General features: G+C 56.8%; 16 protein-coding genes. 13 read left to right on the plus strand and 3 right to left on the minus strand.

Features of this window, described 5'->3' with window-relative positions:
* Positions 1 to 364: 364 nt before the first annotated feature.
* On the minus strand, positions 365 to 1,045 hold the full coding sequence (locus LUQ43_RS10195; protein ID WP_299967114.1) for a hypothetical protein: 681 nt from the start codon (positions 1,043 to 1,045) through the stop codon (positions 365 to 367).
* Positions 1,046 to 1,155: 110 nt separating this feature from the next.
* On the opposite strand from LUQ43_RS10195, the gene LUQ43_RS10200 reads away from it, so the two are divergent.
* From LUQ43_RS10200 to LUQ43_RS10210, 3 genes are all read left to right on the plus strand, one after another.
* Positions 1,156 to 2,280 carry a TIGR04084 family radical SAM/SPASM domain-containing protein gene (locus tag LUQ43_RS10200; protein ID WP_299967117.1) on the plus strand — a complete coding sequence of 375 codons (1,125 nt, stop codon included), beginning with the start codon at positions 1,156 to 1,158 and terminating at the stop codon, positions 2,278 to 2,280.
* Positions 2,281 to 2,386: 106 nt separating this feature from the next.
* On the plus strand, positions 2,387 to 2,554 hold the full coding sequence (locus tag LUQ43_RS10205; RefSeq protein ID WP_299967119.1) for a CxxC-x17-CxxC domain-containing protein: 168 nt from the start codon (positions 2,387 to 2,389) through the stop codon (positions 2,552 to 2,554).
* Between the two features lie 105 nt (positions 2,555 to 2,659).
* On the plus strand, positions 2,660 to 2,893 hold the full coding sequence (locus tag LUQ43_RS10210; protein WP_299967121.1) for a hypothetical protein: 234 nt from the start codon (positions 2,660 to 2,662) through the stop codon (positions 2,891 to 2,893).
* 48 nt (positions 2,894 to 2,941) lie between these two features.
* On the opposite strand, the gene LUQ43_RS10215 is transcribed toward LUQ43_RS10210, so the two are convergent.
* Entirely contained in the window at positions 2,942 to 3,544 is a 603-nt protein-coding gene (locus LUQ43_RS10215) for a hypothetical protein (RefSeq protein ID WP_299967123.1), read from the minus strand.
* A 130-nt stretch (positions 3,545 to 3,674) separates the two neighbouring features.
* Here LUQ43_RS10215 and LUQ43_RS10220 point away from each other — a divergent pair, with 130 nt between their 5' ends.
* From LUQ43_RS10220 to LUQ43_RS10260, 9 genes are all read left to right on the plus strand, one after another.
* Positions 3,675 to 4,046 carry a hypothetical protein gene (locus LUQ43_RS10220; RefSeq protein ID WP_299967125.1) on the plus strand — a complete coding sequence of 124 codons (372 nt, stop codon included), beginning with the start codon at positions 3,675 to 3,677 and terminating at the stop codon, positions 4,044 to 4,046.
* A gap of 333 nt (positions 4,047 to 4,379) precedes the next feature.
* Positions 4,380 to 5,906 carry an anthranilate synthase component I gene (trpE, locus tag LUQ43_RS10225; protein WP_299967128.1) on the plus strand — a complete coding sequence of 509 codons (1,527 nt, stop codon included), beginning with the start codon at positions 4,380 to 4,382 and terminating at the stop codon, positions 5,904 to 5,906.
* Complete coding sequence (locus LUQ43_RS10230; RefSeq protein WP_299967131.1) at positions 5,903 to 6,484, plus strand: aminodeoxychorismate/anthranilate synthase component II; 582 nt, start codon at positions 5,903 to 5,905, stop codon at positions 6,482 to 6,484. The genes trpE and LUQ43_RS10230 overlap by 4 nt, the downstream gene beginning before the upstream one ends.
* Positions 6,481 to 7,500 (plus strand): anthranilate phosphoribosyltransferase, encoded by a 1,020-nt coding sequence (gene trpD, locus LUQ43_RS10235; protein ID WP_299967134.1) that lies wholly within the window; start codon positions 6,481 to 6,483, stop codon positions 7,498 to 7,500. Before LUQ43_RS10230 ends, trpD begins: the two co-directional genes overlap by 4 nt.
* Positions 7,497 to 8,252 (plus strand): indole-3-glycerol phosphate synthase TrpC, encoded by a 756-nt coding sequence (locus tag LUQ43_RS10240; RefSeq protein ID WP_299967137.1) that lies wholly within the window; start codon positions 7,497 to 7,499, stop codon positions 8,250 to 8,252. Before trpD ends, LUQ43_RS10240 begins: the two co-directional genes overlap by 4 nt.
* Complete coding sequence (locus tag LUQ43_RS10245) at positions 8,243 to 8,815, plus strand: phosphoribosylanthranilate isomerase (RefSeq protein WP_299967140.1); 573 nt, start codon at positions 8,243 to 8,245, stop codon at positions 8,813 to 8,815. The genes LUQ43_RS10240 and LUQ43_RS10245 overlap by 10 nt, the downstream gene beginning before the upstream one ends.
* Before the next feature lies 1 nt (position 8,816).
* Positions 8,817 to 9,992 (plus strand): tryptophan synthase subunit beta, encoded by a 1,176-nt coding sequence (gene trpB, locus LUQ43_RS10250; protein WP_299967143.1) that lies wholly within the window; start codon positions 8,817 to 8,819, stop codon positions 9,990 to 9,992.
* On the plus strand, positions 9,989 to 10,795 hold the full coding sequence (gene trpA, locus LUQ43_RS10255) for a tryptophan synthase subunit alpha (RefSeq protein WP_299967146.1): 807 nt from the start codon (positions 9,989 to 9,991) through the stop codon (positions 10,793 to 10,795). The genes trpB and trpA overlap by 4 nt, the downstream gene beginning before the upstream one ends.
* 56 nt (positions 10,796 to 10,851) lie before the next feature.
* Complete coding sequence (locus LUQ43_RS10260) at positions 10,852 to 11,445, plus strand: DUF333 domain-containing protein (protein ID WP_299967148.1); 594 nt, start codon at positions 10,852 to 10,854, stop codon at positions 11,443 to 11,445.
* A 20-nt stretch (positions 11,446 to 11,465) separates the two neighbouring features.
* Here the strand turns inward: LUQ43_RS10260 and LUQ43_RS10265 are convergent, their stop codons facing one another.
* Positions 11,466 to 11,978 carry a YkgJ family cysteine cluster protein gene (locus tag LUQ43_RS10265; RefSeq protein WP_299967149.1) on the minus strand — a complete coding sequence of 171 codons (513 nt, stop codon included), beginning with the start codon at positions 11,976 to 11,978 and terminating at the stop codon, positions 11,466 to 11,468.
* Between the two features lie 188 nt (positions 11,979 to 12,166).
* On the opposite strand from LUQ43_RS10265, the gene LUQ43_RS10270 reads away from it, so the two are divergent.
* Positions 12,167 to 12,610 (plus strand): arsenate reductase ArsC, encoded by a 444-nt coding sequence (locus LUQ43_RS10270; protein ID WP_299967151.1) that lies wholly within the window; start codon positions 12,167 to 12,169, stop codon positions 12,608 to 12,610.
* The last annotated feature ends 51 nt before the right edge of the window (positions 12,611 to 12,661 follow it).

The raw sequence follows: 12,661 nt of genomic DNA on the forward strand, positions 1-12,661 counted from the left end.
CCCGTCCTTGCCAATGAAGTAGAGGTATCCCTTTTCGCGCTGAATCTTTTCTTTTCCAATTTTGGTTCCCATTTAAACACCTCAAAACCGCAATCGGGTTTTGATAATGAGAGTTGACGCCTGATAATATAAAAAGTTTCCGTCGAAAGCCCGTCGAAGTCCGGATTTTGGCCACATATTTAAGGCCTTTTTGGTCATTGTGACGCACTATTCACTCCGTTTCAAAACCCATGTAAAACGCTCCGTTTCAGTATATACCCCATTAAATACGGGTGAATCGGGGTTTGCCCACCCGGAATCACCGGAAGCAGAAGCGCAGCGCGGAGGGCCATTTTTAGGGGCCCGTGTCGGGGGTGCGGCAGGATCAGTGAAGATCCATAACCGGCCGGATCCAGGGAGGGACGCTCCGTGTAAGGATCAATGGCATTGCGCTGCCGTCAGGCTGGACCGTAATGGAGAATTTCTCATATGGCCGGACACCGTCCGAAGAGCAGAGAGTGAGCTCAAACTGTTCGTTTGGTTCGAGCCATTCATCCGAATCCGCTGTGTGGCCGGGGAGCATGTTGGACTTCTTGGAGATGGTCCAGTTCGGACAGATGAGAGGACTGCCGGAAATTTTCCCCAGGAGTTCAGAACGATTTGCATGGGCCCACTGCACCTGGACACGATCCATGTCGATTGCCCCGGTATCTCCGATGAAGAGCGAGACAACCATCTGTACCGCACCAAGCCTGCCCGGATCATCGTGTACAAACACAATCGGGGGAGTTCCCGTGGGGGTACTGACCATGGAGAAACCGTACACGTCACCTTTTGCATAGATATGGTCGCCGGACATGTACATACTCTCTGCCAGGAGACCGCCGGGAAACGTCCGGGACAGATCGGGAGCACTGCCATGGAGATATACAAGCAGGAGTATAGCGCCTGCAATCAGGACGACAACAAGGATGACCAGTTCCAGGCCGGTGAACCCGTCATCGGTCAGGCCGGTGTCCCGTGCTCTGGCCCCGGTAGTCGGTAAAAAGTTCGATCCGGGCGGCATAAGAGAGAATTGCGAAGATATTGTTTATAGGTTTGCGCCAACGGAGAGCCAGGTAATACCCGGTGATCAGATTTTATCGTCTGCCAGCACCCAGATATACAGGCAGTTTCATGTACTTCCACCTCATCCTTACCGATAACTGCAATCTCTGTTGTAGTTACTGCCGGGCCAAGGCTTTTCTTGATCTCGATGAGAGCGAAGGTGAGCGGGCGGTGGAGATCGATGAGAATATTCCCATCGAACTTGCTTACGATCCGGAGGTCCTGTACTCATTCCTCCGGAAAGATCCCGCCCCCACGCTCACGTTTTATGGAGGGGAACCGCTGCTCCGGGCAGATCTCATCGAGCGGATAGTCCGGGAGGCGCCAGTACACCGGTTCATGATGCAGACCAACGGGCTCCTGCTGGACCGGCTTCCCGCTGATATTATCAACCGGTTCACCACGATCCTCGTCTCCCTTGACGGGAGGAAAGAACTCACCGATGCCAACAGGGGTGAGGGCGTCTATGATCGGGTAATGAAGAATATCCGCCAGATCCGGGCGAACGGGTATACGGGGGAACTCATTGCCCGTATGACTGTTACAGAGCGAACGGATATCGTGGATACGGTCCACTGGCTTTCTGGGAATCCCGATCATTCCTTCACCTCCGTCCACTGGCAGCTGGACGCGAACTTTGCCGGTGATTTCTCACAGCGAACGTTTGCAGAATGGGCAGCAGACAGCTATAATCCCGGTATCCGTACGCTGGTCAGTGACTGGGTGGATCATATGGAATCCGCTGGAGAAGTCCTCCGGTGGTACCCATTCCTCGATCCCATGGAAGACATGCTCCTTGACCGCAAAAGCCTGCTCCGGTGTGGATCCGGTCACGCGAACTACAGCATCATGACCGATGGGCACATTGCCCCCTGCCCGGTCATGATCGGGATGAAACAGTATTATGTCGGGCATATCCGGGATGCCGACCCGTGCAGACTTGGCCGCATTGATATTAAGGGAGAGTGCAGTGCGTGTCATATCCGGACCTTCTGCGGAGGAAGGTGTCTCTATTCCCATATCACCCGCCCCTGGGACGAATCAGGCCGCCACCTTGTCTGCGAAACCGTGGAGAATCTCCACACAGCCTTAACCAATGCACTCCCCCGTGTCAGGTCGCTGATCTCAGACGGGACGATCACACCGGGGGATTTCGTGCATGAGAAGTTCAATGGGTGTGAGATCATCCCGTAATTTTTTTAATGATGGTATTAATATAAAATATATTATTCATAATGCAGATGTATTTATACTGAACGGGAGATTACATAGTGCAGATCAAAACTGCATGAGTAAAACAATGGAAAGAAAGAGTTTTGGCGGACCGAGAGATTTCGGTCCCAGAGAAATGACAAAGACAGTCTGCTCAGACTGTGGCAAGGAATGTGAAGTCCCCTTCAAGCCAACGGAAGGGAGGCCGGTCTACTGCAGGGACTGCCTGCCCAAGCACCGGAAACCCCGGTTCTGATTTCATCATTTTTTCTTTTTTTGTGCCTTGCACGCTGCACTCATCATTTCCGGATATCGTGTCATTTCCGACAGTCTCAAGACACAAGGGTACCCATCTCCACGCATGGCAGGATCATGGAACGAGGCAAAAGAGTGTGCCTCACGCGAGGGACTTTCCCATGTCTATCATGATTGTGATGACGGGATCTACGGTACGTGCAGGGAGGGGGAGTTGCAGGGCTCGTTTAAGAAAGGTGTGTTCATCGAGCACCGTTGCATCTGTATGCCGGCGCACCTGAACGCAGATGAACTGGAAGCAAAAGAGAAGAAATTCCGGACCGAGAATCCCGACTGGTGAACGCGGCAACAACGGCGCAATGCCCGTACGTGCTGCGGGCACTACCACCTATTGTTTTCTTTTGATCTCCATGCGGAACCGGTGAATGATATCAAAGAGCATCAAACGGAACTCAGCGCCTATCTCATCCCACGACTTCACATCGGTTAACGATATGCCGGGAGGTTCTGGTTCATAGCCCCGGTTTTCAGGGATGATCTGCCCGTCCGCTCCAACATGGGGCTGCCACCAGAGTTTCCGCATGATTTCAAAATACCCGCTCGCAAGGACGATCAGGAACACCAGGGCTGCGATGATGGGCGACAGGAACGAGAACAGGGGAGACAACGTTGTCGAGGTGATCTTATCTACCCATTCGAAGATCTGGAGGAGGAACATGATGCAGAAGACACTGCCAAATGCCCGGATAATCGGTGCCGGTAGGTTGAAGGGGAACGGGAATGCCCCGAATATCGCTCCCACAAAGAGGATGATGGCGATCAGCATCAGGAGCCAGAAATTCTCGTTGATGAAGGCTACCCCGGAATTATAGATAGGGTTTGAGATATAGTATTTCAGGATATTTGCCAGGACAATCGCAATCAGAAGACTGATGATCCCAATCATCCGTGTGACAAAAACCCGCCCGAATGACTTTGTACTGTTGTGCACGATACTACCTGCCAAAAATGCTGTATCTAAGTTGTCAGAATTGCTATAATAGTGTTTAAGATCTGTAATTTAACCGATTTCCGGTTCCCCCAGACATAACCTGTATACCATTGACAGGGGATGATCTGGTATGCAGGTCAACTACAAACGCTATGGACTCTACCTGCTCCGGTGGCAGGCAAGTACGCCCATACTGGCGGGCGTGGGAATTATCCTTGCGTCGATGGGACAGCTGGTTGCGGCCATTGTGGCAAACCTGATCGGGGGATTGATCTTCTTCTGGGTCGACCAGTTCATCTTCACTTCGCAGTCGCTTGCCGCCCAATGGGAAGTCAGGGACAATATCGCCTGCGTGGACTGCGGGAAGATTGCCCGGGGGTACCGGCTGGTGCGTTCCGGGGAGTATGACCGGTCGTGCGAGCACGAACCCGAGTTCCGGTGCGAGGAGTGCTCGAAGAAGAAGGCGGATGAACTGAGGGGGAGGGGGATCAGAACCGAGTGAGACGAAGTATCCCGGTATCTCTTTATCTCTTCTTTTTTTATTCTTCTTCAGTCTCCATCTGGCTCCTGTACCGATCAGAGAAGTACCGTTGGGGAAACAACAGCGGATCATTTTTCCCAATCTTCAGATTTTCCGCGCTGTCGCCCTGCTCAACAGTCATGTGCAGCGTAATAAAAAATACACCAATAACCAAAAAATTACAACAATGTATAAATATGTACAAAGTTAACCTGTAAAGCAGACAAGAGGTATGGTTTCTGCGATCGTTTTGCGGGAGCAGACCTCACGAGAAACGGCGGGTGCCAGATGGCCTGCCGGAAGGACCCTGACAGCATGATACCAAATCTGAATCTCAACCTTGGACAAGAGGAGTTTGTCACTGCGGTGAATACCCAGCCAAAACCGCTTATCATTCCGTTGTGCGCAGAATTTCCACTCCCGGATCTCTCGCCGCTCGATCTGTACAGGGGGATCCGGGCGGGATGCGGCTTCCTGCTCGAATCCATGGACGGGAGCGAGAAACTTGCCCGGTACTCGTTCATCGGGATCGAGCCGGAGATGATCGTCACCATCGGGGCAACAGTCGGGATACAGGGCAACGAGCCCTTTGTCGCCATTGCCCGCGACCCTGAAGGCAACAACCCGGTTGACCGGATCAGATCGATCCTCTCCCGGTTCCATTACATGAATGTCAAGGCCCCCCGGTTCTTCGGAGGGATGGTCGGGTATTTCGCCTACGACTGCGTGTATTCCCTCTTTGAGAAAGTCCCACGGAAGGAGCGGTGTAATGAGGAGTACGACGACATGCATCACGATGCCCGGTTCATGCTTGCAAAGGACTGTATTGTCATCGATCACCGGGATAAGAAACTGTATATCTTTTCCAGCCCGTTCCTGACCTACGACTCCGATCTGGCAGGGGAATACCACCGGAGCGTAGCGAAGATCCAGGCCCTTGCTGACCGGATTGCATTCTTGGGGCAGGAGTCGCATGACCCTCCCCGGTGCAACCGGGAAAAACCACAGGTTCCCGCAGTCCCGGGCGGTTCCCGGCAGTCATTCGAGAAGGCAGTCGGGTGTATCAAGGAGCATATCGTTGCCGGGGATATCTTCCAGGCCGTGATCTCGCGGCGCCTGGATTTCCCGGTATGCAATGATCCGTTTACCATGTATGAAGCACTCCGGGAGATCAACCCGAGTCCCTATATGTATTACCTGGACTTCGGTGAGGAGAAGGTCATCGGGGCGAGCCCGGAGATGCTCGTGAGGGTTGAGAAGCGCCAGGTGACCACGGTCCCCATTGCCGGAACACGACCCCGCGGTCGCACAACACATGAAGACGATCAGCTGGCAAAGGAACTGCTCTCCGACAAGAAAGAGCGGGCCGAGCATACCATGCTCGTTGACCTTGCCCGTAACGATCTCGGCCGGGTCTGCCGGTTCGGATCCGTAACGGTCGGCGAGTTCATGGGCATTGAGAAGTTCTCCCATGTCCAGCATATTGTTTCCACGGTAAGCGGGACACTCCGTGACAACCTTGACTGCTACGATGCCTTCAAGTCCTGTTTCCCGGCCGGAACCGTTTCAGGTGCGCCCAAGATCCGGGCAATGCAGATCATCGACGAGCAGGAACCGGGTGCCCGGGGCCTGTATGCCGGTGCCGTGGGGTATATCGGGTTTGACCGGAACCTTGATTTCGCCATTGCGATCCGGACCATCCAGGTCAAAAAGGATCGCGCTTATGTCCAGGTCGGAGCAGGGATCGTTGCCGATTCCGTGCCGGAGAACGAGTGGAACGAGACGGAGAACAAGGCCGCCGCTATGATCCGGGCGATCGAGCATTCGGGGGCATGCTCATGAGAGTACTGATTGTGGACTGTTACGACAGCTTCACCTTCAACCTGTACCAGCAGGTGGGAAAGCTCGGTGCAGAACCGGTAGTCCTGCCCTGCGATACCCCCCTTGACGTACTGGAGAAGACCGGCTGCGACCGGATCATCCTCTCACCAGGCCCGGGCTCCCCGCAGGATGCCGGGGTATGTCTCGACGTGCTGGAGACCATGAGCCGGAAGATCCCGACACTCGGGGTCTGCCTAGGACACCAGGCAATCTGCACTGCATTCGGGGGAGACGTTATCCGGGCACCTCACCTTATGCACGGGAAGACCTCATCCATCCGGCATGACGGGAAGGGGATCTTTGACGGGATCCCGACTCCTTTTACCGCAACCCGGTACCATTCCCTTGTTGCCCGCAGGGAGTCTATTCCTGACGAACTCGCTGTGACTGCCACCAGCGCGGATGACGGATATGTCATGGGCGTGCGCCACCGCACCTTCCCCATAGAAGGTGTTCAGTTCCACCCGGAGAGTATTCTCTCGGCAGAGGGTGACCGGATCATTGGGAATTTCCTGTACGGGCCCGGGGTGGCATCATGATGTTCAGGGAGGTGATCCTGCATCTCATGGACCAGAAGGATCTGGATGAGGCTGAAGCAGCCGCGATCATGGACACGATCATGGAGGGAAAGGCCACCCAGGCGCAGATCGGGGCATTCCTCGCTGCCCTTCACATGAAAGGCGAGAGCCCTGACGAGATCGCAGCGTTTGCCCGGGTGATGCGCCGGCACGCGGTCGCGGTCAGGCCGGTTACGAAGGGGATGCTGGTCGACACCTGCGGCACCGGAGGTGACGGGACGCATACGTTCAATATCAGTACTGCTTCAGCGCTCGTTGCAGCAGGGGCAGGTATACCGGTGGTCAAACATGGCAACCGGAGCGTGAGCAGTACCTGTGGTTCAGCGGACGTTCTTTCGGCGCTGGGAGTTAACATTGCCGCCGATCCTTATACCCAGGCCCGGATAGTCGAGACGATCGGGATTGCTTTCCTCTTCGCGCCGCTGCACCACCCGGCCATGCGCCACGTGATGGCGGCCCGACAGGAGATCGGTTGCCGGACAGTCTTCAACATCCTTGGCCCGCTCGCGAATCCCGCCGGGGCGCAGGCGCAGGTCCTGGGCGTCTACAGCCGGGACCTGACCGGCACGATGGCAGAAGTCCTCCGCCTGCTCGGGCTCTCCCGGGCGATGGTGGTACATGGGAGCGGGCTTGACGAGATCACGACAACGGGCGAGACCCTGGTGTCGGAACTTTTTGAAAATACAATCCGTTCTTACACCCTGGACTGCGGGACATATGGTATCGCCCCTGCGCAGCTCGCCGACCTGACGGGCGGGGATGCAGCAACCAATGCCCGCATCATCCGGGAGATCCTCGCGGGAGAACGGGGTGCCGGCCGGGATATCGTGCTCATGAATGCCGGGGCCGCGATCTACGTGGGAGGCCGGGCACGCGACCTGCACGAGGGTATTGCCCGTGCAGGAACCTCCATCGATTCGGGGAATGCCCTTAAACGGCTGGATGCACTCGTACAGGTAACGGGGAGTGCAGCATGATCCTTGACGACATAGTCCGGCGGACCGAGAAGCGGGTGGCACAGATGCCGGCCTCGTTCCCGGAACCGCCCGCGCGCGATATCGCAAGCCTTACCGGCGCTATCCGGGGAAAGAACGGGAAGAATGCCATTATTGCCGAGATCAAGTGTGCATCCCCCAGCAGGGGTATCATCCGCCGCAACGTGGACATGGCCCAGATGGCCGGCGTCCTTGCCGGGGCCGGGTGTGTTGCCTTCTCGGTGCTGACCGAACCGTACTTCTTCGGGGGAACCGGTAAGGATATCGCACGGGTGAAGACCGCTGTGGATATGCCGGTGCTCCGCAAGGATTTCATCATCGACGAGCGCCAGATCGCGGAGTCGCGGGCGCTCGGGGCGGATGCGGTGCTCCTGATCGCGGCGGTGCTCGGCAGGAGACTCCCTGCCTTCGTTGATCTGGCCATGGACTACCATCTCGAACCGCTGGTTGAGGTCCGCACCGCACCCGAAGCAGAAGCTGCGCTGGGCACGCGGGCGGCACTCATCGGCATCAACAACCGCGATCTCTCCACGATGACCATCGATCGTTCGAACACACGGTTGCTGTCAGAGCAGATCCGCCCGAAAGGCCGGATGATCGTATCCGAAAGCGGTATGCGATCTGCCGATGATATACGGGAGATGCGGAACTACTGCGATGCGTTCCTGATCGGGTCGTCGATCATGGCACATGAACAACCAGGAAAGAAACTGGAGGAATTTGTATGCGCATAAAGATCTGCGGGATCACCCGGCTGGATGATGCCCGTTACGCGGAAAAGGCCGGGGCACACGCAATCGGTGTCGTGCTCTTCAGCGACTCGAAACGATCAGTAACACCGGACCGTGCACGGGAGATCTTCAATGCGGTCGGGCCCTTCACCGCAACGGTTGCCGTGACGCACACGCAATCGAGAGAAGAGCTTGACGAGATCATCGCGCTCCATCCCTCCGCAATCCAGATCTTCCACCCGTTCGTCTTCGACAGGTCACCCGGCCCAAAAATAATCCGCGTGATCGCCCGGGGCGATCCGCTGCCGGATGACTGCGCTGCTGTGATCGTGGATGAAAGTCACGGGGGGGGAAAACTGTTTGACGCGGATCATGCAAAAGAGGCCGTGAAGCGGTCGCACGTGCCGGTCATCCTTGCCGGAGGCCTGACTCCGGCAAACGTTGGCAGGGCGATCTGCGAGGTCCATCCCTATGCGGTGGACGTGGCAAGCGGGGTCGAGGTCTCGCCGGGGATCAAGGACCATACGAAAATTGAGGCGTTCATCGCCGCATGCAGGAAGTTCTGATATGACGAAAAAAGGACGATACGGGAACTATGGCGGACAGTACGTCTCGGAAACGCTGATGACTGCGCTGATCGAACTCGAAGCTGCCTATGAAAAAATCCAGGGTGACCAGACGTTTGCTGCCGAACTGGCGGCACTCCAGACAGAGTACGCCGGCAGGAAAACGCCGCTCACCTTCTGCCCGAACGCTTCCAGGGAACTGGGGTGCCGGATCTACCTCAAGCGGGAAGATCTCGTGCACGGCGGTTCGCACAAGCTGAACAACACGCTCGGGCAGGCGCTGCTCGCAAAACGCATGGGCAAGAAACGGCTGATCGCCGAGACCGGCGCCGGCCAGCATGGCGTGGCAACCGCTATCATCGGGGCTGCCTTTGGCATACCGGTCGAGGTCTACATGGGGGAGGTCGATACGAAACGGCAGGCGCTCAATGTCTTCCGGATGGAACTGATGGGTGCAAAAGTCATCCCGGTTACCTCCGGGACACGCACCCTCAAGGATGCTACCAACGAGGCGCTGCGCGACTGGGCGGCGAACGTGAGGGATACCTATTACCTGATCGGCTCGGTTGTCGGGCCGCACCCCTATCCCATGATGGTACGGGATTTCCAGTCAGTCATCGGGAAAGAAACACGGGAACAGGTGATGAATAAAGAAGGGCGGCTGCCGGATACGATCGTTGCCTGCGTGGGGGGCGGATCGAATGCCATGGGCATCTTCTACCCGTTCGTCAGAGACGATGTGGAACTGATCGGCGTTGAAGCCGGCGGCAAAGGAATCGAGACCGGGGAGCACTCGGCCACGCTGTCCGCAGGAGAGCCGGGCGTGCTGCACGGTGCGTTCTCGTATCTGCTCCAGGATGAAAACGGGCAGGTGCTGCCCACCCACAGTATCTCGGCAGGGCTTGACTACCCGGGCGTTGGCCCCGAGCATTCGATGCTTAAGGACAACGGGCGGGTCACGTATGCTGCGGCCAATGATCCGGAAGTACTCGATGCGTTCCGGTTCCTCTCCCGCACGGAGGGGATCATCCCGGCGCTCGAATCAGCCCATGCAGTTGCATACGTGATGACGAACCGGGACAGGTTCGATCGCGACGATATTGTCGTCATCAACCTCTCAGGCCGCGGGGACAAGGACGTTGCTGAAGTAGCCCGGATGCAGGGATGTGCGGTATGAGCCGGATTGACCGGGTGTTTGAGACGCGGGGGACGACCGCGTTCATCGGGTTCGCCGTTGCAGGAGACCCTGATGAGGCGACTTCACTCAGGATCGCAAAGGCACTCATCGATGGCGGGACGGACATCCTCGAACTCGGGGTGCCGTTCTCAGACCCGGTTGCCGACGGGCCCATGATCCAGCGGGCGGACGACCGGGCGCTGGCTGCCGGGACAACCCCGGATACGATCTTCAGGATCGTGAAAGGTGTCCGGGCGTACTCCGATGTTCCGATCGTCTTCCTCACCTACTACAACATCGTGCACAAGCGGGGTATCGAGCGGTTCTATCGCGAAGCCCGCGAGGCCGGCGTTGATGGCATCCTCGTCGCAGATATGCCGGTAGAAGAGTCCGAAGAGGTCACGGAAGCTGCTGCACGGCACGGGATCGATCCCATCTTCCTCATAACCCAGACCACCGGTGACGACCGGATCGGGAAGATCGTGAAAAAGTCACGCGGATATCTCTACCTGGTCTCCGTGCTGGGTGTCACCGGTGTAAGGGATCAGGTCTCGACAGGGGCCATCGATCTCCTGCACCGGGTCCGCCGGCACACGGATCTCCCGCTAGCCCTCGGCTTTGGCATATCAACGCCGGAACATGCGAAAACGTGTGCCGCTGCCGGAGCCGATGGCGTGATCGTCGGGAGCGCGATCGTGGATATCGTTGAGCGGAACCTCGACAATCCCGGAGCCATGGAACAGAGACTCCGCAATTACGTCATGCGGATGAAACAGGCAACCGGTTCCACAAGGCGGCCGTAACCCCCGTTACCCATCTTTTTTATCCCGTGCCTGCCAACGATATCGTGGATTTTATCATGATGTCCAGAACCAGTATTTTTGTTATCCTTGGAGCCTGCCTCGTCGCAGGACTTCTCATTGCAGGATGTACGAGCACACAGCCGCAGGCAGCGGTCCAGACCACTGCAACCCCGGCACCGGCAACACCTTTGGCAACCGCCACTCCGGCAGCCGTAACAACCGAGGGTATGGCAAACCCGGCGTCCGTCAACTGTGTCTCCCTCAACGGAACCGTCGATATCAAAAAGAACGCTGATGGCGGGGAATACGGCATGTGCACTTTTACCAACGGCACCTCCTGTGAGGAATGGGCGCTCTTCCGCGGCGAGGGATGCAAGTCCGGTGTCTCCAACACACCCGTTGCAAATGTAACTGCCCCCAATGCAACTGCTCCGAAGGATGTTCCGGCAGGATCCGTTGGCATGGCGAACCCTGCCTCGGTCAACTGTGGAAAGGTCGGAGCTACGTCAGAGATCAAGACCGCCGCTGACGGCAGCCAGTACGGCATGTGTACCTTTACCAACGGTACCTCCTGTGAGGAGTGGGCACTCTTCCGCGGAGAAGGATGCAAGGCATACGTTCCGGCAGCAACAACCAATGCTTCGAAGTAATCCGGAAAACAGCTGAAATCTTATTCCACCGCATCCCCGCGGTACCCGTGTGCCGCGAGGATCCCGGTGACTTTTTTTACCCACGCAGGATCATTTGCCCCGGCGGGATGTGTGTGGGGTGTGGCCGCGATCTCTTCATTCCAGAGCCGTGCAAGGGCTTCGTCAGAGGTACTGATCCCACCGGCCCCGATCACTTTTCCCACATTGTTCCCGCTGCCATCGTAGACCAGCATCCGGTAGCACCGGAACTCGCGGCAGACCGGGGGACGGGAGGAATAGATGGCGCAGGCAAAGCCATCGCCGCTTCGCGAACGGCAGAGGAACGGGCAGGATCGTTTCCCGGTGAGGGGTTGCTCGGAGTAGCGGTCTGATACTTCATCTGCATATTCCGCATCAACATGCACCGGGAAGAGGTCATGGGTCAGGGAGTACCGGCAATAGTAATCTCGGTCATTCAGCTGGCGCTCAATGGTGATGAACGAGCCAAAACTTGAACAGCATTTTCCGCAGAAGTCGCAGGTGAATATTGCCATAAATGATCGTTCGTTTGACGGGCAGGCTGATAAAAAAATGGGTGTGATACATCAATTCGCCGATGCGGAGGGAAGGGTTGTGGAGAACCGGCAGCAGCAGAAACAATTCCGGCGAACGTATTTGAGGCCTGCCGCTGACATCACTCCCGGGTACATCCCGGACTATACAATACCAGGAGCATCCGACCTTGACAAAGCCAAAGATTCTCTTCATCTGTACGGCAAATGCCGCCCGCTCCCAGATGGCCGAAGGGCTGCTCAGGACCCGGTACGGTGACCGGTACGAGGTATACAGTGCCGGCACCCGCCAGTCGAAGGTGAGCGTACGGGCTGTTGCGGTGATGCAGGAGATCGGCATCGACATCTCCCACCACTATTCAAAAACCGTCGATGATGTAGCAGGGATCTCCTTTGATCTCGCCATTACATTGTGTGACAACGCCCACGCGATCTGCCCGGTTGTCCGGAATGCAAAAAAGACGATCCACCAGGGATTCGATGACCCGCATCTGGTTCCCGGGACTGACGAGGAGATCCTGAACGGGTACCGCAGGGTCAGGGACGAGATCGCAGCATGGATCGATACCACGTTCGGAACACCAGGTACACGTGAGTTCCCGGTTCATCCCTGACAACAACATTGATGAGATGCCATCGCGTTTATTGGATTGAGGTGCGGTTAA

Origin of the sequence: Methanoregula sp. (assembly GCF_028679125.1) — an archaeon.
In the GTDB taxonomy this organism is placed as follows: Archaea; Halobacteriota; Methanomicrobia; order Methanomicrobiales; family Methanospirillaceae; genus Methanoregula.